The sequence below is a fragment of the Serratia sp. CY47444 genome, assembly GCF_052168635.1.
In the GTDB taxonomy this organism is placed as follows: Bacteria; Pseudomonadota; Gammaproteobacteria; order Enterobacterales; family Enterobacteriaceae; genus Serratia; species Serratia bockelmannii.
Genome location: NZ_JBJNMH010000009.1, coordinates 137,511 through 159,999, shown reverse-complemented (window position 1 = coordinate 159,999; position 22,489 = coordinate 137,511). Strand labels below are relative to the sequence as shown.

The following is a 22,489-nucleotide window of genomic DNA, read 5'->3' as shown; positions in this document are numbered from 1 at the left end:
TCACTACCGATCGCCCCGCTACTTGCGTTTGAGCAGCATATATACGCTGATCAGCAGGAATAGCATGCTCGGCAGCAGCGCGCCCAGCACCGGCGGCATGCTGTAGACCATGCTCAGCGGGCCGAAGATCTGATCCAGCACGTAGAACAGGAAGCCGAAGCTGATGCCGGTCACCACGCGGATACCCATCGGCACGCTGCGCAACGGGCCGAAGATGAACGACAGCGCCATCAGCATCATCACCGCCACCGACAGCGGCGAGAAGATTTTGCTCCACATGTTGAGCTGGTAACGGTTGGATTCCTGGCCGCTCTGCTTCAGGTACTTCACGTAGTTGTGCAGCCCACTGATGGAGAGCGAATCCGGATCCAGCGCCACCACGCCCAGCTTGTCCGGGGTTAGGTTAGTTTTCCATTCGCCGGTCAGCGTCTGGGTGCCGGTCACCTGTTTCGGGTTGGTCAGATCCGAGGTGTCCACCTGCGAAAGCTGCCACAGGCCGTTCTCGAAGCTGGCGGTAGCGGCATAGCGCACCGTTTCCAGGCGACGCTGATCGTTGAAGTGGTAGATGTTCACACCGGAGAGTTCTTTATCGCCGGAGACGCGCTCGATGTAGATGAAGTCATTGCCGTCCTTCGCCCACAGCCCGCTCTTGGTGGAGAGCAGCGAGCCGCCGTACATCTGCTGGGCGCGGTAGTTGCGCGCCATCTGCTCGCCCTGCGGCGCTACCCACTCGCCGATCGCCATGGTCAGCAGCACCAGCGGAATGGCGGTTTTCATCACCGAGCCGGCGATCTGCAGGCGGGTAAAGCCGGAAGCCTGCATCACCACCAGTTCGCTGCGCGTCGCCAGTTGGCCCAGGCCGAGCAGCGCGCCAAGCAGCGCCGCCATCGGGAAGAAGATCTCGATGTCTTTCGGCACGCTCAGCAGGGTGTACATGCCGGCGCTCAGCGCGGTGTACTCGCCCTGGCCGACCTTGCGCAGCTGATCGACGAACTTGATGATGCCGGACAGCGACACCAGCATGAACAGCGTCATGATGATGGTGTTGAAAATCGTTTTACCGATATACCGGTCTAATACGCCAAACATCAGGCCGCTCCTCTCAGGCGTGCGCGCAGCTTACGCATCGGCACGGTATCCCACAGGTTCAGCGCCAGCGCGATCGCGAAGTAAACGCCGTTAACCAGCCACAGCCACAGCATCGGATCCAGCTTGCCCTTGCCGGCGTTGGAGCGCAGCGAGGTCTGCAGCAGGAAGAAGATCAGATACAGCAGGATGGCCGGTAGCATGCTCAGCACGCGGCCCTGGCGCGGGTTCACCACGCTGAGCGGCACCACCAGCAGCGCCATCAGCGCCACCGAGACCACCAGCGTCAGGCGCCAGTGCAGCTCGGCGCGCGCGTCCGGATCGTCGGACTCCCACAGCGTCTGCATCGACATCTGTTCGGATTCGGTGTTGTCCGCCGCCACGGTGCGGTGGCCAATCACCGCCTTGTAATCGGTGAAGTCGGTAATGCGGAAGTCGCGCAGCAGCGCGGTGCCTTCAAAGCGGGTACCCTTGTCGAGCGTCACCACCTGCGAGCCGTCTTTCTGCTGCACGATGTTGCCGTGCTCGGCCACCACCACCGACGGGCGTTGGTTGCCGTTTGGTCGCAGCTGCGCCAGGAACACGTCGTTGAAGGTGCTGCCCTTCACGTTGCCGATAAACAGCACTGCGTTGCCGTCCTGCGAGGGTTTGAACTGCCCTTCCGCCAGCCCGGCGATGCTCGGGTTGGCCTTGGCTTCGTTCACCACCACGTCCTGATAGCGCGAGGCCCAGGGGCCGGCCCAAAATACGTTCACCGCCGCGATCGCAGAGGTGAGCAGCGCCAGGATCATGGCAGCGATAATCAGGGTACGTTTGCCCAGCCCGCAGGCGTGCATGACGGTGATTTCGCTCTCGGTATACAACCGCCCAAGCGTCATCAGCAAGCCGAGAAACAGGCTCAAAGGCAGGATGAGCTGCGCCATTTTCGGCACGCCCAGAGCGAGCAGAGAGAGTACTAAGTTTGTCGGGATATTGCCGTCCACCGCGTCGCCCAACACCCTGACCAAATTCTGACAAAAGAAGATCAGAAGCAGGATGAACAGGATGGCGATTTGGCTCTTGAGCGTTTCCCGTACCAGATATCTTATGATGATCACGCTTATTACGCCTGTGAAAACTTGTCTTTTTGCAGGAAAATCGATAATTTCATCGTTAATCCGCCATTTATTCTCATCATATGGCAACCTTCACAGCTAAAATAGTATTACAACATCAAGCCGTTTGGGTGTCCTATAGGAACTTGCTTATAGTCGCCAAAACAGAGCAATTTATGCCGTTCAGGTTAACATAATCCGTTAACTCAAATGGCAGGAGATCGTTACGGAGTCGGTTATTCTAGCCGTAGCGTCCGCCTTTGTCTTTAAGATTCAGGAGAGTGCATGGAGTTCAGTGTAAAAAGCGGTAGCCCGGAAAAACAGCGCAGTGCCTGTATTGTAGTCGGCGTTTTCGAACCGCGCCGCCTGTCCCCTATCGCAGAACAACTCGACAAAATCAGTGATGGTTATATCAGCGCATTGCTGCGCCGTGGCGAACTGGAAGGCAAGGTCGGGCAGACGCTGCTACTGCACCATGTGCCCAACATTCTCTCCGAGCGCATCCTGCTGATCGGCTGCGGCAAAGAGCGCGAGCTCGATGAGCGCCAATACAAGCAGGTGATCCAGAAAACCATCAATACCCTCAACGACACCGGCTCGATGGAAGCGGTCTGCTTCCTGACCGAACTGCACGTGAAAGGCCGCAACACCTACTGGAAAGTGCGTCAGGCGGTGGAAACCGCCAAAGAGACGCTCTACACCTTCGATCAGCTGAAAAGCAACAAGGTGGAGCCGCGTCGTCCGCTGCGCAAAATGGTGTTCAACGTGCCGACCCGCCGTGAGCTCACCAGCGGCGAGCGCGCTATCCAGCACGGCCTGGCGGTGGCTTCCGGCATCAAGGCGGCCAAAGATCTCGGCAACATGCCGCCGAACATCTGTAACGCCGGCTACCTGGCCTCGCAGGCCCGTCAGTTGGCGGACGCCTTCAGCACCAATATCACCACCCGCGTCATCGGCGAACAGCAGATGAAAGAGCTGGGCATGAACGCCTATCTGGCGGTCGGCGCCGGTTCGCAGAACGAATCATTGATGTCGGTGATGGAATATAAGGGCAACCCAAATCCGGACGCTAAGCCGATCGTGCTGGTAGGCAAAGGGCTGACCTTCGACTCCGGCGGCATCTCGATCAAACCGGCCGACGGCATGGACGAGATGAAATACGACATGTGCGGCGCGGCGACCGTGTACGGCGTGATGCGCGTGGTGGCGGAGCTGAACCTGCCGCTGAACGTGATCGGCGTGCTGGCCGGCTGTGAAAACATGCCGGGCGGCCGGGCGTATCGTCCGGGCGACGTGCTGACCACCATGTCCGGCCAGACCGTCGAGGTGCTCAACACCGACGCCGAAGGCCGCCTGGTGCTGTGCGACACCCTGACCTACGTCGAGCGCTTCGAACCGGAGCTGGTGATCGACATCGCCACCCTGACCGGCGCCTGCGTGATCGCCTTGGGCCACCACATCACCGGCCTGATGTCGAACCACAACCCGCTGGCGCACGAGCTGCTGGGCGCTTCCGAGCAGGCCGGCGACCGCGCCTGGCGCCTGCCGATGGCCGACGAGTACTACGAGCAGTTGGACTCCAACTTCGCCGACATGGCGAACATCGGTGGCCGCCCTGGTGGCGCCATCACCGCCGCCTGCTTCCTGTCGCGCTTCACCCGCAAGTACACCTGGGCACACCTGGATATCGCCGGCACCGCCTGGCGCTCCGGTAAAGCCAAGGGCGCGACCGGCCGCCCGGTGGCGCTGCTGTCGCAGTTCCTGCTCAACCGTGCAGGTCTGAACGGCGACGATTAAATACCCTTCATCTTTCAAGCCGCAGCGTTGTTGGCCGCATTCGTTCACCCCAGTCACTGACTTGATGTCAGCTCCTGGGGATGAACGAACTTGCCGCCTAGCTGCAACTTGAAATCTATTGGGTATATAATCCTCTCAGCAGCGAAGGGGTAGAGTTATCTGCTCCGTTCCCAAAAAGGGCGCAACCTACATGTTGTGCCCTGTTTTTTTATCGGCAGCGGTGGATCCTTAATGAAACAGGCGACGTTTTATTTGCTCGACAACGCGGAACCGTCTGGTGCGCTCAGCGCCCATGAGGCCGTGGCCTGCGCCGTTGCCGCCAACGGCTTCCGCGCCGGCAAGCGGGTGCTGATCGCCTGCGAGAGCCAGGAGCAGGCCCAGCGGCTGGACGAAGCGCTGTGGCAGCGCGAGCCGCATGAATTTGTGCCGCACAACCTGGCCGGCGAAGGGCCGCACTACGGCGCGCCGGTGGAACTGTGCTGGCCCGGCAAGCGCGGCAACGCCCCGCGCGATCTGCTGATCGCCCTGCTGCCGCAGTTTGCCGATTTTGCTACCGCTTTCCATGAAGTGGTAGACTTCGTTCCTTACGAAGACACTCTGAAACAGTTGGCGCGCGACCGTTACAAGGCCTATCGCAGCGTCGGCTTCCATTTGACCACGGCTACGCCGCCAACTCACTGAATACGATAAAGAATGGAAAAGACAAACAGTCAGCTCGACACCGCATACGACCCAAAACAGATCGAACAGAAGCTGTACGATCACTGGGAGAATCAGGGTTACTTCAAGCCGAACGGCGACACCAGCCAGGAAAGCTTCTGCATCATGATCCCGCCGCCGAACGTCACCGGCAGCCTGCACATGGGCCACGCGTTCCAGCAGACCATCATGGACACCATGATTCGCTATCAGCGCATGCAGGGTAAAAACACCCTGTGGCAGGCGGGCACCGACCACGCCGGCATCGCCACCCAGATGGTGGTGGAGCGCAAGATCGCCGCGGAAGAAGGCAAAACCCGCCACGACTACGGCCGTGACGCGTTCATCGACAAAATCTGGCAGTGGAAGGCGGAATCCGGCGGCACCATCACCCGCCAGATGCGCCGTCTGGGCAACTCCGTGGACTGGGAGCGCGAGCGCTTCACCATGGACGAAGGCCTGTCGAACGCGGTGCGCGAAGTGTTTGTCCGTCTGCACAAAGAAGACCTGATCTACCGCGGCAAGCGCCTGGTGAACTGGGATCCGAAGCTGCGCACCGCCATCTCCGATCTGGAAGTGGAAAACCGCGAATCCAAAGGTTCCATGTGGCACCTGCGTTACCCGCTGGCCGACGGCGCGAAAACCGCCGAGGGCAAAGACTACCTGGTGGTCGCCACTACCCGTCCGGAAACCGTGCTGGGCGATACCGGCGTGGCGGTCAACCCGGAAGATCCGCGCTATAAAGATCTGATCGGCAAAGAGATCATTCTGCCGCTGGTCGGCCGCCGCATCCGCATCGTCGGCGACGAACACGCCGATATGGAAAAAGGCACCGGCTGCGTGAAGATCACCCCGGCGCACGATTTCAACGACTACGAAGTCGGCAAACGCCACGGCCTGCCGATGATCAACATTCTGACCTTCGACGGCGACATCCGCCAGGAAGCGGAAGTGTTCAACACCCTGGGCGAAGTCTGCACCGACTACTGCAACGAGATCCCGGCCGAGTTCCGTGGCCTGGAGCGCTTCGCGGCGCGTAAAGCGGTAGTGGCCGCCTTCGACCAGCTGGGCCTGCTGGACGAGATCAAACCGCACGACCTGACGGTGCCTTACGGCGATCGCGGCGGCGTGGTGATCGAGCCGATGCTGACCGACCAATGGTACGTGCGCACCGCGCCGCTGGCCAAAGTGGCGGTGGAAGCGGTCGAACAGGGCGAAATCCAGTTCGTGCCGAAGCAGTACGAAAACATGTACTTCAGCTGGATGCGCGACATTCAGGACTGGTGCATCTCGCGTCAGCTGTGGTGGGGCCACCGCATCCCGGCCTGGTACGACGTGAACGGCAAAGTCTACGTGGGCCGCAGCGAAGAAGAAGTGCGCAGCGAGAACAACCTGGGCGCCGACGTGGTGCTGACCCAGGACGAAGACGTGCTGGACACCTGGTTCTCGTCCGGCCTGTGGACCTTCTCCACCCTGGGCTGGCCGGAGCAGACCGAGGCGCTGAAAACCTTCCACCCGACCAGCGTGATGGTCAGCGGCTTCGACATCATCTTCTTCTGGATCGCGCGCATGATCATGCTGACCATGCACTTCATCAAGGATGAAAACGGCAAGCCGCAGGTGCCGTTCAAGACCGTCTACATGACCGGCCTTATCCGCGACGACGAAGGCCAGAAGATGTCCAAGTCGAAAGGCAACGTGATCGATCCGCTGGACATGGTCGACGGCATCTCGCTGGAAGATCTGCTGGAAAAACGCACCGGCAACATGATGCAGCCGCAGCTGGCGGAGAAGATCCGCAAGCGCACCGAGAAGCAGTTCCCGAACGGCATCGAGCCGCACGGCACCGACGCCCTGCGCTTCACCCTGGCGGCGCTGGCTTCGACCGGCCGCGACATCAACTGGGACATGAAGCGCCTGGAAGGCTACCGCAACTTCTGTAACAAGCTGTGGAACGCCAGCCGCTTCGTGCTGATGAACACCGAAGCGCACGACTGCGGCTTCAACGGCGGCGAGAAAGTGCTGTCGCTGGCGGATCGCTGGATCCTGGCCGAATTCAACCGCACGGTGAAAGCCTACCGCGAAGCGCTGGACACCTACCGCTTCGATCTGGCGGCCAACATCCTATACGAATTCACCTGGAACCAGTTCTGCGACTGGTATCTGGAGCTGACCAAGCCGGTGGTGAGCAACGGCAGCGAAGCGGAACAGCGCGGCACCCGCCACACGCTGATCACCGTGCTGGAAGCGCTGCTGCGCCTGGCGCACCCGATCATTCCGTTCATCACCGAAACCATCTGGCAGCGCGTGAAGCCGCTGACCGGCACGACCGCAGACACCATCATGCTGCAGCCGTTCCCGGCCTACGACGCCGCGCTGGAAGACGAGCAGGCGCTGAACGATCTGGAGTGGATCAAGCAAACCATCATCGCCGTGCGCAACATCCGCGCCGAGATGAACATCGCGCCAAGCAAAGCGCTCGACGTGCTGCTGCGCAACTGCAGCGCCGACGCCCAGCGCCGCGTGCAGGAGAACCAGAGCTTTATCGCCCGTCTGGCGCGCCTGGAATCCATCGCGCTGCTGCCGGCCGGTGAGAAAGGCCCGGTCTCCGTCACCAAACTGGTGGACGGCGCCGAGCTGCTGATCCCGATGGCCGGTTTCATCGACAAGGACGCCGAGATCGCGCGTCTGGCGAAAGAGATGGGCAAGCTGGATGCGGAAATCGCTTCGATCGAAGGCAAGCTGGCGAACGAAGGCTTCGTGGCGCGCGCGCCGGAAGCGGTAGTTGCCAAAGAGCGCGATCGTCTGGCGGCCTGCAAAGAAGGCAAAGTGAAGCTGCAGGAACAGCAGGCGACCATCGCCGCGCTGTAATCCACCGGCTCACGCCAACGCCTGAAAAACAGCGGGGTCTTCCCCGCTGTTTTTTTATCGCCGTTGCATCCGGGCCGGGTTAGATGTTATTACAAGATATTACTGCCGCAAGGACGCCGCCGGGAAATAACCCCGGCGCGTTTCGCGCTGCGATAAAAATGAAAAACGAACGTGGTCTCTTTCAATGGCGAGTGTAAACATGACAACAGCAACCCCGGCGCGCCTGCTGGTGCGCCCCATCACGGCGGAAGACAATCCCGCCATTGCTCACGTCATTCGCGAAGTCTCCGCCGAGCACGGCCTGACGGCGGATAAAGGCTATACCGTCTCCGATCCCAACCTGGATGCCCTGTATCAGCTCTACAGCCTGCCGCGCAGCGCTTACTGGGTGATCGAGGTGGACGGCCAGGTCGCCGGCGGCGGCGGCATCGCGCCGCTGCAGGGTGGCGCAGACGATATTTGCGAATTGCAGAAAATGTATTTCCTGCCGGTGTTGCGCGGCAAGGGATTGGCGAAACGCCTGGCGCTGCAGGCGCTGGATTTCGCCCGCCAGCACGGCTTCCGCTGTTGTTACCTCGAGACCACCGCCAGCCTGACGCAGGCCGTTGCGCTGTACGAACACCTGGGCTTCGAACACATCGATCACGCGATGGGCGCCACCGGCCACGTCGATTGCGAAGTCACCATGCTGAAAACGCTGTAATCGCCCCCCGCCTCTTCATCAGGGCGCAGCTTGCTGCGCCTTTTTTATTAATATCGCAATCAATCAGTAAAACTCGCTATAACGCCGTTTTTCAAGCAGATAAACTGACGTTAAAAACCACGATGTAAATTTAATGTGAAGTTCGTTAATAAATTAACGATCGTAAATTGACCGTTTTTCCCCCCGCGTTACTCTGCCAGTATCCCAATCGCGCACGGAGAGCTGTCATGTCGGAAAATACCTTTGATTACATCATCGTCGGCGCCGGATCCGCCGGCTGCGTGCTGGCGGCGCAGCTGATCCGCCGCACCCAGGCGCGGGTGCTACTGCTGGAAGCCGGCGGCGACGACAATAACCTGTTCATCAAGATGCCGGCCGGGGTGGCTAAGATCATCGCCAAAAAAAGCTGGCCCTACGAGACGGAACCGGAACCGCACGCCAATAACCGCCGTATGCAAATCGCGCAGGGCAAGGTGCTGGGCGGCAGCAGCTCGGTCAACGGCATGATCTACCTGCGCGGCCAGCCGCAGGACTACGACGACTGGGCCGAACGCTACGGCTGCACCGGCTGGAGCTACCGGGAGGTGCTGCCCTACTTTAAACGCGCCGAGGCCAACGAAAGCCTGTCCGACGACTACCACGGCGCCGACGGGCTGCTGCCGGTCAGCGAAAACCGCTACCGCCACCCGCTCAGCATGGCGTTTATCCGCGCCGGCCAGGAGCTGAACCTGCCCTATCGCAACGACTTCAACGGCGACAGCCAACACGGCGTCGGTTTCTACCAAACCACCACTCACAACGGCGAACGCGCCAGCACCGCCCGCACCTACCTGAAGACGGTGCGCGACGAACGGCGGCTGGTGGTGAAACTGAACGCCCTGGCGCACCGGCTGACCTTCGAGGGCAACGTCGCCACCGGCGTGGTCTACAGCCAGAACGGCGGCGCCGAAGTCACCGCGCGCGCCACCAAAGAGGTGATCGTCAGCGCTGGCGCGGTCGGTTCGCCGAAGCTGCTGATGCTGTCCGGCATCGGCCCGCGCGACCATCTGCAGCAGTTGGGCATCGAGGTGCGGGCGGATCTGCCGGTGGGCAAAAACTTCCACGACCATCTGCACATGTCGATCAACGTCAGCACCCGCGAGCCGATCAGCCTGTTCGGCGCCGATCGCGGCCTGCAGGCGCTGAGCCACGGCGCGCAGTGGCTGGCGTTTCGCAGCGGGGTGCTCTCGTCCAACGTGCTGGAAGGCGCCGCCTTCACCGACAGCCAGGGCGACGGCCGGCCGGACGTGCAGATCCACTTCCTGCCGCTGCTGGACAGCTGGGACGACGTGCCCGGCGAGCCGCTGCCGAACATTCACGGCTTCACGCTCAAGGTCGGTTACCTGCAGCCCAAGGCGCGCGGCGAAGTGCTGCTACGCAGCAGCAACCCGCGCGATCCGGTCAAGCTGCACGCCAACTACCTCGGCCACCCGGACGATCTGGCCGGCAGCGTGCGCGCGGTGAAGTTCGGCCTGGGCTTCCTGCAAACCGCGGCGCTGAAGCCTCTGATCAAAGATCTGCTGATGCCGCAGCCGGAGTGGACACGCGACGAGGCGCAGCTGGAAGAGTTCGTGCGCAACTTCTGCAAGACGGTGTATCACCCGGTGGGCAGCTGCCGCATGGGGCCGTCGCCGCAGGACGCAGTGACCGATCCACAGCTGAGGGTGCACGGTTTTGAACAGCTGCGGGTGATCGACTGCTCGGTGATGCCGCAGCTCACCAGCGGCAACACCAATGCGCCGACCATCATGCTGGCGGAAAAGGCGGTGGATCTGTTGCTGGGCGCGCCGCAGTAGGGGCGCCCCTCAACGTCATGCGGCGGCGGGCACGCCGCTGTGGAAGCGCAGCTCGCTGTCCGGCGACAGGATCAGTTCAGCTTCGAGGCGGCCGAAATGCGCCACCCGTTCGCTGATGTCACCGCCGGCGATCTGCTCGGCCAGCGTCAGGTAGTCCTGATAGTGGCGCGCTTCGGATCGCAGCAGCGAGACGTAAAAGCGGTTCAGCTCATCATCCAGGTGCGGCGCCAGTTTGGCGAAGCGTTCGCAGGATCGCGCTTCGATGTAAGCGCCGCAGATCAGTTTGTCGATCAGCGTCGCCGGATCGTGAGTGCGGATCTCGCGGATCATGCCCTTGGCGTAGCGGCTGGCGGTGATCTTGCGATACGGGATCCCGCGCGCCTGCATGATCTCCAGCACCTGCGAGAAGTGATGCAGCTCTTCCTTGATCAACAGCACCATGCGATCGGCCAGATCCTGGCCGTAGGCCGAGCCGTTTTTCGGCAGGATCTTGCGGGTGAACTGGCCCTGGCGGAACAGCGTGTCCGGCGCACCCTGCGCCTCGTGCAGAAACGCCTCGTAGGGCCGCAGCAACGCCAACAGCGCGTCGCCGCTCTCTTTGTCCGCCACGTAGCGGCGGATCAGCCACATGCCGGTCTGCGCGGCTTTCAGCTCGCACACCAGGTGGTCGGTCAGCAACAGCTGCAGGTTTTCCGGACGGCGCGCGGCGTCTATCCAGGCGTCGGGAGTTTCACAATGCAGGAAGCTTAAAATCGGGGCTAACAGGGATTGGTATGTCATCGGCTTCATTGCCCTATGTATTTCAAGTTGCAGCTAGGCGGCCAGCTCACTCATCCCCAGGAGCTTACTCAGGTAAGTGACTGGGGTGAGAGAGTGCAGCCAACAACGCTGTAACTTGAAAGACGACGGGGATATCAGGGGCCGGCGAGAGCCGGCCCACAGGCATTAATCGGAAAGGAATCAGTGGCGTTTGCCGTCGTCGTCTTCGTCGATATAGTCGCCATCTTCGTCACCCTCACCGTCTTCACCGTTCGGATCTTCGAAGTAGGTGCCCCAGCCGTCGTAGTTGACGCCGCAGCGTTCCGCCAGCGCCACCAGCTGTTCTACCTGGGCGTCGATCAGCTCGGCGTTCAGGCCGACTTCGCTGATCACGTCGCAGCACATCACCATCGAACCGTCTTCCACTTCCAGCTCTTCGGCGTCGGTCACTTCGTAGCCCAGCTTGAAGGCTTCAACGGCGGCCTGCTCCAGAACCTCAAATTTCTCGGCGGACAGATGGTGCTCGATGGTGTAGAGCGCGTCCGGATCGCTGCCGTCTTCCAGCAGTTCTTCGATGATCAGGCGGGTCTCTTCACGTTGTTCTTCCAGCAATTCGCGGTTTGCCATGCCTATATCCTCAAGTCAAATGGCCTTCATTCCTTCTATTTTCACACACCGCCGACATTGCTTCCACGATAAACGTGAAAGATTTCCTCGCTGGGGTTGAAATTGAATATTCATACATATAAAGTGAATTTTAATTCAATTAAGCAATCAGGGAATCGGACTATGAGCACCGGCAATGCGTTCTACCAACGTCACTTTCTGAGGTTAATGGATTTCACCCCCGCCGAGCTGCAGGCGCTGCTGCGGCTTTCGGCCGATCTGAAACAGGCCAAGAAGCAGGGGCAGGAACAGCGCCGGCTGCAGGGCAAAAACATTGCGCTCATCTTCGAAAAAGACTCGACCCGCACGCGATGCTCTTTCGAAGTTGCCGCATTCGATCAGGGCGCGCAGGTGACCTATCTCGGCCCAAGCGGCAGCCAGATCGGCCATAAAGAGTCGATGAAAGACACCGCCCGGGTGCTGGGCCGCCTGTACGACGGTATTCAGTATCGCGGCTACGGCCAGGCGCTGGTGGAAACCCTGGCGCAGCACGCCGGCGTGCCGGTGTGGAACGGCCTGACCGACGAGTTCCACCCTACCCAATTGCTGGCGGATCTGCTCACCGTGCAGGAACACCTGCCGGGCAAGGCGCTGAGCGAGGTGAAGCTGGCGTACGTCGGCGACGCACGCAACAACATGGGCAACACGCTGCTGGAAGCCGCCGCGCTGGCGGGCATGGATCTGCGGCTGGTGGCGCCGAAGGCCTGTTGGCCGCAGCCGGAACTGGTGGCCGAATGCCAGGCGCTGGCGCAGCAAACCGGCGCGAAACTCACCCTGAGCGAAGACATCGCCGAAGGGGTACAAGACGCCGACTTCCTCTACACTGACGTCTGGGTGTCGATGGGCGAACCGAAAGAAACCTGGCAAGAGCGTATCGCGCTGCTGCGGCCGTATCAGGTCAACATGGCGATGCTGAAGCTGACCGGCAACCCGAACGTGAAGTTCCTGCACTGCCTGCCGGCTTTCCACGACGACCAAACCACGCTCGGCAAGCAGATGGCGCAGCAGTACGACCTGCACGGCGGCATGGAAGTGACCGACGAGGTGTTCGAATCGGCGCACAGCGTGGTGTTCGATCAGGCGGAAAACCGGCTGCACACCATCAAGGCGGTGCTGGTCGCCACGCTGAGCGAAACCCTCTGATTGTTCCCCCTCCGCCCTGGCACCCCCGGCCAGGGAGGCTAATATATTCCTGGAATATCAAATAGCGGATTAACCTTTGCCCGCCGCCGGCAAAGGTTCTACCGTGACAGGCCGACGGCGCCCGCGCCGTAAAAACCAACGATAACAAACCGTTCTCAGCGCCGCCTTGCGGCGCCTTCAGGGGATACACACCGATGAAAGCCAAACTCTTGCCGCTGTTCCTGCTCGCCGCCCTGCCCACCGCCACGTTAGCCGCCACGCCGCCGAATACGCTGGTGGTGGTGCAATCGCTGGATGACATCGTCAGCCTCGATCCGGCGGAAGCCAACGAACTCTCCAGCATCCAGACAGTGCCCAGCCTGTATCAGCGTCTGGTGCAAGCGGATCGCGACGATCCAGCTAAGGTGGCGCCGGTGCTGGCGGAAAGCTGGCAGGGCGATGCGGCGGCCAAAACGCTGGCGGTGAAACTGCGGCCGCAGGCGGCGTTTGCCTCCGGCAATCCGCTGACCGCTGACGACGTGATCTTCTCTTACAGCCGCGCGGTGAAAATGAACAAATCGCCGGCGTTCATCCTCAACGTGCTCGGCTGGCAGCCGGACAACATCGACGCGCAGCTGAAGAAGATCGACGACCATACCGTGCAGCTGCGCTGGACGGCGGACGTCAGCCCGACGGTGGCGCTGAATATCCTCTCGACGCCGATCGCCTCGATCGTCGACAGCAAGGCGGCGCTGGCCAACGTCAAAGACGGCGACTTCGGCAACGCCTGGCTGAAAATGCACTCCGCCGGCAGCGGCCCGTTCAAGATGCGCGTCTATCAGCCGCATCAGGCGATCGTGCTGGACGCCAACCCCACCTCGCCGGGCGACAAGCCGCAGCTGAAAAACATCATTATTAAAAACGTGCCGGATCCGGCCACCCGCCGCCTGCTGATCCAGCAGGGCGACGCCGATATCGCCCGCGAACTGGGCGCCGATCAGACCGACACGCTGAAAAACCAGCCGGGCGTCAAGGTGCTGGAGATCCCGTCCGCCGAGCAAAACTACCTGGTGTTCAACACCGGCAACGGCGCCAATCCGCTGCTGAACAACCCGGCCTTCTGGGAAGCGGCGCGCTACCTGGTGGATTATCAAGGCATCACGAAGGATCTGCTGAAGGGCCAATACTTCGTGCACCAGAGCTTCCTGCCGGTCGGGCTGCCGGGCGCGCTGGAGACCAACCCGTTCAGCTACGATCCGGCCAAGGCGAAAGCGATCCTGGCCAAGGCGGGCATCACCCACGCCGCCTTTACGCTGGACGTCGAGAACAAACCGCCGTTCATCACCATCGCGCAGGCGCTGCAGGGCAGCTTCGCCGCCGCCGGCGTGAAGATCGAACTGCTGCCGGCCGCGGGCAGCCAGGTTTACTCCCGCGTGCGCGCCAGGCAGCATCAGGCGGCGATCCGGCTGTGGATCCCGGATTACTTCGACGCCCACTCCAACGCCAGCGCCTTCGCCTACAACGACGGCAAGAGCAGCACGGTGGCGTGGATGAACGGCTGGCAGATCCCGCAGTTGAACCAGCAGACGCTGGCGGCGCTGGCCGAAGCCGATCCGGCCAAACGCCGCGCGCGGTACACCGCCATGCAGCAGGCGCTGCAGCGCAGTTCGCCGTACGTGTTTATCGATCAGGCCAAAACCGAAGTGGTGCTGCGCGACAACGTCAAAGGCTACCAGCAGGGGCTGAACGCCGACATGGTCTACTACGATCGCGTCAGCAAATAGCCGGCGGGCGGCCATCGCCGGCCAATCGATTGCGGGGCGGCAAAAAACGGCGTTTTAACGCTTGCAGTGGCGAAAAGCGCGAGTATAATGCGCCACAATTTGCCAGGAGAAAGCATGAAAAACGACGTTTGTTTTGTTAGCCGCAATCGACAAAACCGACTGCCTATCGGCGGCCAGCTGCCGTTGTTTCTCCTGTTGCTAAACCGATCGTTTCAAGCCCCTCATTGAGGGGCTTTTTTTTGCCTTAAAAAATTATGCCCGAAAGATTTCGGGGCGCAGCCAGGCGGCAACCGCTGGAGTCCCCAGGAGCTTAGACAACTAAGTGACTGGGGTGACGGCGGGCAGCCAACGCCGCTGCGGCTTGAAAGATAAAGGGCATACCCAAAGTCCCGCGCCACGGGCACGCGTCGAGGAGGAGTGAAAAATGGCCAACCCGCTGTATCACAAACACATCATCTCTATTAACGATCTCAGCCGCGAGGATCTGGAGCTGGTGCTGCGCACCGCCGCCGGTCTGAAAGCCAACCCGCAGCCGGAACTGTTGAAACACAAGGTGATCGCCAGTTGCTTCTTCGAAGCCTCGACCCGTACCCGCCTATCGTTCGAAACCTCGATGCACCGCCTCGGCGCCTCGGTGGTCGGTTTCGCCGACGGCAGCAACACCTCGCTCGGCAAGAAAGGCGAAACCCTGGCCGACACCATCTCGGTGATCAGCACCTATGTGGACGCCATCGTGATGCGCCATCCGCAGGAAGGCGCAGCGCGCATGGCCTCGGAATTCTCCGGTAACGTGCCGGTGCTCAACGCCGGCGACGGCGCCAACCAGCACCCGACCCAGACCCTGCTGGATCTGTTCACCATCCAGGAAACCCAGGGGCGCCTGAGCAACCTCAGTATCGCCATGGTCGGCGACCTGAAATACGGCCGCACCGTGCACTCGCTCACCCAGGCGCTGGCCAAATTCGAAGGCAACCGCTTCTACTTCATTGCCCCGGACGCGCTGGCGATGCCGGCCTACATCCTGAAAATGCTGGAAGAGAAAGGCATCGAGTACAGCCTGCACAGCAGCATTGAAGAAGTGGTGCCGGAGCTGGATATTCTCTACATGACCCGGGTGCAGAAAGAGCGCCTCGATCCTTCCGAGTACGCCAACGTGAAGGCGCAGTTCGTCCTGCGCGCCGCAGATCTGGCCGGCGCGCGCACCAACCTTAAGGTGCTGCACCCGCTGCCGCGCATCGACGAGATCGCCACCGACGTGGATAAAACGCCGCACGCTTACTACTTCCAGCAGGCGGGCAACGGCATCTTCGCCCGCCAGGCGCTGCTGGCGCTGGTGCTCAACGCAGATTTGGCTCTTTAAGGGGGAACCACCATGACTCACGACAACAAACTGCAGGTCGAAGCGATCAAATGCGGCACGGTGATCGACCACATTCCGGCGCAGATCGGTTTCAAACTGCTGACGCTGTTCAAGCTGACCGCCACCGACCAGCGCATCACCATCGGTCTGAACCTGCCCTCCAACGAGCTGGGCCGCAAGGATCTGATCAAGATCGAGAACACCTTCCTGACCGAGCAGCAGGCCAACCAGCTGGCGATGTACGCGCCGAAGGCCACGGTAAACCGCATCGATAACTATGAAGTGGTGCGCAAACTGACCCTCAGCCTGCCGGACCACATCGACGGCGTGCTGACCTGCCCGAACGGCAACTGCATCAGCCGCAGCGAGCCGGTGGCGTCGAGCTTCAGCGTCAAATCGCGCGACGGCGAAGTGCACCTGAAATGCCGCTACTGCGAAAAAGAGTTCGAGCATCAGGTGGTACTGCAGGCGGACTAAGCCCGGCATGGGCGCCGGGAGATGGCGCTGTCATTCTCCCGGTGACGCCCTATAATGGGTCCTCTGAAAATTACTCTACCCACGTTGCTACCCACCGAATTTTACGCTGCGGCCGACCGCGCGGCGGCGTGAAAGACAACGGGTCTATCAGGAGAAAACATGTCACGTAATATCAGCACTGAACTCGCCCCGGCAGCCATTGGTCCTTACGTGCAGGGCGTTGATCTGGGCAGCATGATCATCACTTCCGGCCAGATCCCGGTCGATCCGAAAACCGGCGCCGTCGCCGACGACGTCGCCGCTCAGGCGCGCCAGTCGCTGGAAAACGTTAAAGCGATCGTCGAAGCCGCCGGCCTGATCGTTGCCGACATCGTGAAAACCACCGTATTCGTGAAAGACCTGAACGACTTCGCCACCGTCAACGCCGCGTACGAAGCCTTCTTCACCGAGCACAGCGCGCCGTTCCCGGCCCGCTCTTGCGTAGAAGTGGCGCGTCTGCCGAAAGACGTGAAGATCGAAATCGAAGCCATCGCCGTGCGTCGTTAATCGACACGCATGCGAATCACGGCCAGTGCAGACTGGCCGTTTTTATTGATAAGAATTTTATTAATTCAATTAATTTATAGCGATAGCGTAATATCGCCCACATTTACAATCCCACAATAAAAATACGCCTATAATTGTTTTTCACCCGGCCGGGTCATTGCTGTTTCATTTCGTTCACCCCGTGAATAATGACAGGAGATAACCATGGCACCTAGCGTATTGGATTATTTTATCCAACAAGTTTCCCGTTATCCGGAAAAACTTGCCGTCGTCGGCAATAATAAACACCTGACCTACCGTCAATTGGATGAAGCCAGCAGCGCACTGTGCGCGCTGTTGCTACGACGGGGCGTGGCGCCCGACAGCTATGTGCCGCTCGTCACGCTGCGCACGCCGGAAATGCTGATCGGTATGTTGGCGATCGTCAAAGCCGGCGCAGGCTATATTCCCATCGATGCGCGTTACCCGGAAAAAAGAATACAGGATATCGTTACGCAAAGCGGTTCCCCTTTAATACTCGCCAGCAACGCGACAATTGCGTTATCGGAAGATAATTTCAGCGAAGACGTTATTTATATTGATAATATATCAATTTCGCCACAGGAAAATATAACGTTAATCTCTCCGCCTCCCGATGCCATCGTTTATCTCATTTTCACTTCAGGCACCACCGGCAAACCGAAAGGTGTGCTGATCGAACATCAGTCGCTGCTGAATTTAATTCTCTGGCATAACAAGCAATTCGCTATGGATGCCGAAAGTCGTTCTACGCTGATCGCCGGCTTGAGTTTCGACGTCGCGCAATGGGAGATCTGGTCGCCTCTGACCAGCGGCGGCACATTGTATCTGCCGCCGGAAGACGCTCGCCTGCAGCCGGAAGTGCTGCTGGTCTATTTTGCCGAACAGGGTATCACTCACGCCAGCCTGCCCGCCGTACTGGTTGCCGAAGTGGTCGGCGCGCCGCAGCCGGCCAATCTGGCGCTGCGGTATCTGTTCAGCTCGGGGGAAAAACTTCATCCGGTCGATCTGCGCGGCATCGATTATCCCTTGATCGATTACTACGGCCCGACAGAAGCCACCATATTCGTCACCTGCAACCGGGTGGCTTGCGCCACGCAAAATCCGCCCGCCAGCATTGGGCGGCCCATCGGCGATACCGAAATCTTCATCCTCGATGACCGACTGCAGCCCGTGATCGGCGATCGCCCCGGCGAGCTGTATATCAGCGGTCGTTGCCTGGCACGCGGCTACCTGAACAATCCGGCATTGACGGCCGAACGCTTCATCACCCCGCCTCACTTCGCCGGGTTACGTCTGTATCGCAGCGGCGATCGGGCTCGTTGGCTGGCGGATGGCCGCATTCAATATCTGGGCCGTATCGACGATCAGGTCAAAATCCGCGGCAATCGCATTGAACTGGGCGAAATCGAAAACGCCATGCTGCAGGTTGCGGGCGTCCGTAAAGCGGTGGCCGCCGTGGCAATGGCTGACGATCCGCTGGGCAAGAAAATCGTGGCGTTTCTGATCGCGGAGAGTGACAGCGAAAACGTGACCGCACGCGTCCGACAGAAACTGAAAGAAACGCTGCCCACCGCATTTCTGCCCGCCGATTATCGTTTACTGGAACACATGCCGCTGAACAACAACGGCAAGATCGACAAAGCGGCTCTGTTGGCGCATTACCAACCGGTCAGCGTCAGTGTCGGCGTTGCGCAGCCGCTGACCGCCGACCAGCGCGTCGTCGCCGATCTCTGGCGCTCGCTGCTGAAAGTGGAACAGCCCGCATCCGGCGATGATTTTTTCTCGCTGGGCGGCCATTCGCTGTTAGCGGCCAAACTGATGGCGGCGCTGGCCGAGGCATTTGCCGTCGAGACTTCGGTGCACGACATCTATGAATATCCCACTCTGGGCGCCCTAGCGCAGGCACTGGCACAACGCAGAGACCGGCAACCGACACAGCGGCAAGGCGAAGCGCGTGCCTTGCAGGATGATGTTTATTTGCCGTCGGATCTCGTCATCGATCCGACGTTCGATCCGCGGCAAATCAGCGCGCCGCGCGCCATTTTGCTGACCGGCGCCACCGGCTTCGTCGGCGCGCATCTGTTGGCCGATCTGCTGCGCACCACCGACGCCGAGCTGTACTGTCTGGTGCGCGACGGCGCCAAACTGCCGCCGAGACAGCGGCTGGAGGCGGTGCTGCAGCGCTACCGGATCGCGCTGAACGCCAGCCAGCACGCGCGCATTCATATCGTGCCTGGCAACGTCGCGGAACACGACTTTTCGCTGACGCCGGCGGCCTACAGGGCGTTAAGCCGAGATATCGATCTGATTTACCATTCGGCCAGCGCGGTGAATTTTATCCAGCCTTACGCCTACATGAAGCGCGACAACGTGCAGGGCCTGCGGGAAATCATTCGCTTCGCGGCGCATAGCCGCACCAAGCCGCTGATGCTGCTGTCGACCATCTCCGTATACAGCTGGGGGCATCTGCACACCGGCAAGCGGGTGATGCGGGAAAGCGACGATATCGACCAAAACCTGCCGGCGGTCAGCCGCGATATCGGCTACGTGCGCAGCAAATGGGTGATGGAGAAAATCGCCGATTTAGCGGCGGCGCAAGGCCTGCCGCTGATGACCTTCCGCCTGGGCTACGCCACCTGCCACAGCCGTACCGGCGTCAATGCCGATTATCAATGGTGGGGACGGCTGGTGAAAACCTGCATCAGCAGCGGCACGGTGCCGGATTTACGGGATATGCGCGAAGGGTTGACCACGGTGGATTACATGACCCGGGCCATCGCCCACGTCTCTCGCAACCCGCAGGCGCTGGGGCAGAAATTCAACCTGATCCATCAAGGTGACAATAATCTGACGCTGCGTGAGTTTTTCAGCCTGCTGGAGCGCGAGTTCGGTTATCGTTTTCGCCCCTTGCCCTTCGCACAGTGGCGGGCACAATGGGAAAACGACAGCGACGCGCCGCTGTACCCGCTGCTCAGCCTGTTCAAGGATCCTATGGTGGACGAGCTATCGACGGTGGAGCTCTATCAAGACACCTATCGGTGGGACTGCAGCAACCTGCAACGCTTCCTGCAGGGCAGCGGTATCGATGAGCCGCGCTTCACCCGCCAGCTGCTGCTGAATTACCTGCAGCACGCCATCGGGTATGCGCCGCTGTCGCTACAGGCGTAACAAAACCGGGGCTCAACTGGCCGAGCCCCGTCACCCTCACTCCGTTTTAAGCCCCCGCAGCAGCGCCTCCAGCGGGTACACCGCGGCAATCACCACTTCGTCGCGCGTCTGCGCCGCCGCATCCAGCTGGCGCTGCGCTTGCTCGGCCTCGGCCCGGCTCAGCGGTTTGCCATGCTGATGGCGATCCAGCAGCGTTAAGCCCAGCGAGGCCAAGGCACCGACGTCCTGCGCCACCGGCGCCAGATCCCGCAACGTGCGGTTGCCCGCGATCGCCGTTTGCAACGCCGTGCCATTCGCCTGCCAGCGCTGCAGCCGTTCGCGCAGCGCCTGCGCGGCCGCCTTATCGCGCTTATCCTTCAACAAGGCCGCGACCTGCGCATGCATGTCGCGCACCGCGCCGCTCTCCGGCGGCAGCGCATCGGCAAAGCGGTTCAGCGGTTCGAACTGGTGATAGTTACCGGCCTGGAACTTCAGGTGCTGGCGGGTGTAATAGTGCGCCGGCTCCACCGCCTCGGCCAGGATCTGCAGCGGCAGGATCTGCACGCTGTTGCTCAGCCGGGTGAATTCGCGCGCCGTTTCCGCGTGCTGCTGCAGGCCGACCGATACCACCGACCAGGCATCGATCGCCGCCAGCCGCCGGTACATGCTGCTTTCGTCGGTGACGTCCTGCGCCGACCACAGCCGCTCGGCCACCGCGAAGGCGCGCGGCCACAGCTTGAGATCGATCAGCGGCGCACGCACGTTTTCCGCCCACAGCGCCGCTTCACCGCCGAGAATGTTGGCCTGTCCCTTCTCGTCCGGCACCACCGGCATCTTGCCCGCCGGCGCCGCCGCCAGCTTGTCGCCGCGGGTGGGGTAACGCACGTTGCCGATCAACGTATAGCCGCTGAGCTTGTCCTGCTGCAGCGTGAACACCGGCCGCGTGTCGCCCATCCAGGTATCGACGCGGAACGTCACCTGCTGCGGCGTGCGCCAGACGATGTCGTGCACCGCGCGGCGCGATTTGCCGTTGAAATCGATAAAGCCGCGCCAGCCCTGCTTGCCCTCGATCAGCGTGAAGCTGCCCTCCACCGCGCTGCCCTTCAGGCGCGGCATGCTGAAACGCCAGCTTTGCGCCTGTTCGCCGGGTTGCACCGCCGTCTCGACCCCCAGCGGCTGCGGCAGAATTTCATTGCGGTAGTGATAGGCAGTGCTTTGCGGCTGATCGAGGTAGAAACCGGTGGAAAGAATGCCCTGATAGCCGTCCTGCGCGCTGGCGCCCAGCGAGTCTTGCCCCTGCCAGGACTGAATTACGATCGAGCGCGGCAGCGACGGATGGTAGATCTCATCCCAGCCGACCATCTGCCGCTGGTGTTTCTCGAGGATCTTTTCCAGCTTCTGGTTGAAGTAGGCCTGCAGCGCATGGGTATCCGCCAGCCCGTTCTTCTGCATAAACGCCTGAATCGACGGCGACGCCCGCCACTGGCTGGCGTCCACCTCGTCGCCACCGATGTGCAGATAAGGATCGGGGAAGATCGCCGCCAGCTCGCCGACGATCGTGTCGACAAACTGATACACCTCGTCGCGGGTCGGATCGAGCGTCGGCTTATGCACGCCCCACTCGCGCTCCATGCGATACGGCCCCGGCGCGCTCATCAGGTCGGGATAGGCCACCGCGATGCTGGAGGCGTGCCCCGGCATGTCTATCTCCGGCACCACGCGAATGCCGCGCGCCGTGGCGTAAGCCACCACCTGCCGCATCTGCTCGCGGGTGTAGAACTGGCCGTCGCTGGCCTGCTGTTGCAGTTTGGGGTAATGCTCGGAGGCAAAGCGCCAGCCCTGATCGTCGGTCAGGTGCCAGTGGAACACGTTAAGCTTGGCCGCCGCCATGCCGTCGAGCTGGCGCAAAATGTCCGGCAGCGGCAGAAAATGGCGCGCCGAATCCAGCAGCACACCGCGCCACGGAAAACGCGGCACGTCGCGGATATCCACCAGCGGCAGGAAGGTGTTTTGCCCGTCGGTCTGCAGCAGCTGCAGCAGGGTTTCCATGCCGCGCAGCGCGCCGAAGCGGGTGTTGGCGGTCAGCGTGGCACCCTGCGGCGTGACCGCCAGCCGGTAACTCTCGTCGCTGCCCGGCAGCGGCTGCGCCGCCACCCGGTCTTTAATCATCACCCTGATCGTCGCGCCGCCCTTCGCTTCACCCGCCGGCGCCAGCGTCCAGCCGGTCTGCAGTTCGATGCGCTGGCGCCAGCGCGGCAGCGCGTCGCCCAAGTCGTCACCCTGCAGCGTCAGGGACAAGCGGTGATCCAGCACCAGCTTGCCCGCCGGTTGCGTCACTTCCACCTGCTGCGGCCAGGGCATCAGCGGCAAATCACCCGCCGGCTGCGCCAGTGCGCCGCAAGAAAACCATAACGATGAAGCCAGTAGCGTATAACGGAAAGGTCTGTGCATCGGAAATTCCTCAGAGGAAAAAAACAAAATATCCCCAATGAATTTCAAACCACCGCTAGGCGATAAACAAC

General features: G+C 61.1%; 16 protein-coding genes. 11 read left to right on the top strand and 5 right to left on the bottom strand.

The features are described 5' to 3' along the window. Nucleotides 1–18: 18 nt before the first annotated feature. A complete protein-coding gene (gene lptG / locus ACJ8IL_RS14065; RefSeq protein WP_019453290.1) occupies nucleotides 19–1,089 on the bottom strand; it encodes an LPS export ABC transporter permease LptG in 1,071 nt (356 codons plus the stop codon). Continuing rightward, the gene (gene lptF, locus ACJ8IL_RS14060; protein WP_043139168.1) at nucleotides 1,089–2,183 is read right to left on the bottom strand and encodes an LPS export ABC transporter permease LptF; all 1,095 of its coding nucleotides are present in this window, start codon (nucleotides 2,181–2,183) and stop codon (nucleotides 1,089–1,091) included. Before lptF ends, lptG begins: the two co-directional genes overlap by 1 nt. A 282-nt stretch (nucleotides 2,184–2,465) precedes the next feature. On the opposite strand from lptF, the gene pepA reads away from it, so the two are divergent. From pepA to ACJ8IL_RS14035, 5 genes are all read left to right on the top strand, one after another. After that, on the top strand, nucleotides 2,466–3,977 hold the full coding sequence (pepA, locus tag ACJ8IL_RS14055) for a leucyl aminopeptidase (RefSeq protein ID WP_004933352.1): 1,512 nt from the start codon (nucleotides 2,466–2,468) through the stop codon (nucleotides 3,975–3,977). 231 nt (nucleotides 3,978–4,208) lie between these two features. Further along, nucleotides 4,209–4,658, top strand: a complete 450-nt coding sequence (locus ACJ8IL_RS14050; protein ID WP_004933353.1) for a DNA polymerase III subunit chi — start codon at nucleotides 4,209–4,211, stop codon at nucleotides 4,656–4,658. A 12-nt stretch (nucleotides 4,659–4,670) separates the two neighbouring features. Further along, nucleotides 4,671–7,547: a valine--tRNA ligase gene (locus ACJ8IL_RS14045; RefSeq protein WP_063918055.1), complete on the top strand. Its 2,877-nt coding sequence runs from the start codon at nucleotides 4,671–4,673 to the stop codon at nucleotides 7,545–7,547. 199 nt (nucleotides 7,548–7,746) lie between these two features. Continuing rightward, on the top strand, nucleotides 7,747–8,250 hold the full coding sequence (locus ACJ8IL_RS14040) for a GNAT family N-acetyltransferase (RefSeq protein WP_004933360.1): 504 nt from the start codon (nucleotides 7,747–7,749) through the stop codon (nucleotides 8,248–8,250). Nucleotides 8,251–8,477: 227 nt separating this feature from the next. Beyond that, nucleotides 8,478–10,085: a GMC family oxidoreductase gene (locus ACJ8IL_RS14035; protein WP_060434041.1), complete on the top strand. Its 1,608-nt coding sequence runs from the start codon at nucleotides 8,478–8,480 to the stop codon at nucleotides 10,083–10,085. Between the two features lie 15 nt (nucleotides 10,086–10,100). On the opposite strand, the gene miaE is transcribed toward ACJ8IL_RS14035, so the two are convergent. Further along, complete coding sequence (gene miaE / locus ACJ8IL_RS14030) at nucleotides 10,101–10,865, bottom strand: tRNA isopentenyl-2-thiomethyl-A-37 hydroxylase MiaE (protein WP_015376459.1); 765 nt, start codon at nucleotides 10,863–10,865, stop codon at nucleotides 10,101–10,103. A 180-nt stretch (nucleotides 10,866–11,045) separates the two neighbouring features. Next, on the bottom strand, nucleotides 11,046–11,471 hold the full coding sequence (gene rraB, locus ACJ8IL_RS14025) for a ribonuclease E inhibitor RraB (RefSeq protein WP_261425342.1): 426 nt from the start codon (nucleotides 11,469–11,471) through the stop codon (nucleotides 11,046–11,048). A 162-nt stretch (nucleotides 11,472–11,633) separates the two neighbouring features. Here rraB and argF point away from each other — a divergent pair, with 162 nt between their 5' ends. The 6 genes from argF (at nucleotide 11,634) to ACJ8IL_RS13995 (ending at nucleotide 19,988) form a co-directional block, all read left to right on the top strand. Further along, nucleotides 11,634–12,653 carry an ornithine carbamoyltransferase gene (gene argF / locus ACJ8IL_RS14020; protein ID WP_147823132.1) on the top strand — a complete coding sequence of 340 codons (1,020 nt, stop codon included), beginning with the start codon at nucleotides 11,634–11,636 and terminating at the stop codon, nucleotides 12,651–12,653. A 194-nt stretch (nucleotides 12,654–12,847) separates the two neighbouring features. Continuing rightward, nucleotides 12,848–14,416: an ABC transporter substrate-binding protein gene (locus tag ACJ8IL_RS14015; RefSeq protein ID WP_261425343.1), complete on the top strand. Its 1,569-nt coding sequence runs from the start codon at nucleotides 12,848–12,850 to the stop codon at nucleotides 14,414–14,416. Nucleotides 14,417–14,840: 424 nt separating this feature from the next. Next, nucleotides 14,841–15,776, top strand: coding sequence for an aspartate carbamoyltransferase (gene pyrB / locus ACJ8IL_RS14010; RefSeq protein WP_148123084.1), 936 nt, complete (start codon nucleotides 14,841–14,843; stop codon nucleotides 15,774–15,776). A gap of 12 nt (nucleotides 15,777–15,788) precedes the next feature. After that, the gene (pyrI, locus tag ACJ8IL_RS14005; RefSeq protein WP_033641690.1) at nucleotides 15,789–16,253 is read left to right on the top strand and encodes an aspartate carbamoyltransferase regulatory subunit; all 465 of its coding nucleotides are present in this window, start codon (nucleotides 15,789–15,791) and stop codon (nucleotides 16,251–16,253) included. Nucleotides 16,254–16,412: 159 nt separating this feature from the next. Beyond that, nucleotides 16,413–16,799, top strand: coding sequence for a 2-iminobutanoate/2-iminopropanoate deaminase (gene ridA, locus ACJ8IL_RS14000; RefSeq protein ID WP_004933379.1), 387 nt, complete (start codon nucleotides 16,413–16,415; stop codon nucleotides 16,797–16,799). Nucleotides 16,800–17,003: 204 nt separating this feature from the next. Beyond that, complete coding sequence (locus tag ACJ8IL_RS13995) at nucleotides 17,004–19,988, top strand: amino acid adenylation domain-containing protein (protein ID WP_442516607.1); 2,985 nt, start codon at nucleotides 17,004–17,006, stop codon at nucleotides 19,986–19,988. Nucleotides 19,989–20,024: 36 nt separating this feature from the next. Here ACJ8IL_RS13995 and ACJ8IL_RS13990 read toward each other — a convergent pair whose 3' ends face one another. Further along, nucleotides 20,025–22,418, bottom strand: coding sequence for a family 20 glycosylhydrolase (locus ACJ8IL_RS13990; RefSeq protein WP_442516606.1), 2,394 nt, complete (start codon nucleotides 22,416–22,418; stop codon nucleotides 20,025–20,027). Nucleotides 22,419–22,489 lie beyond the last annotated feature (71 nt).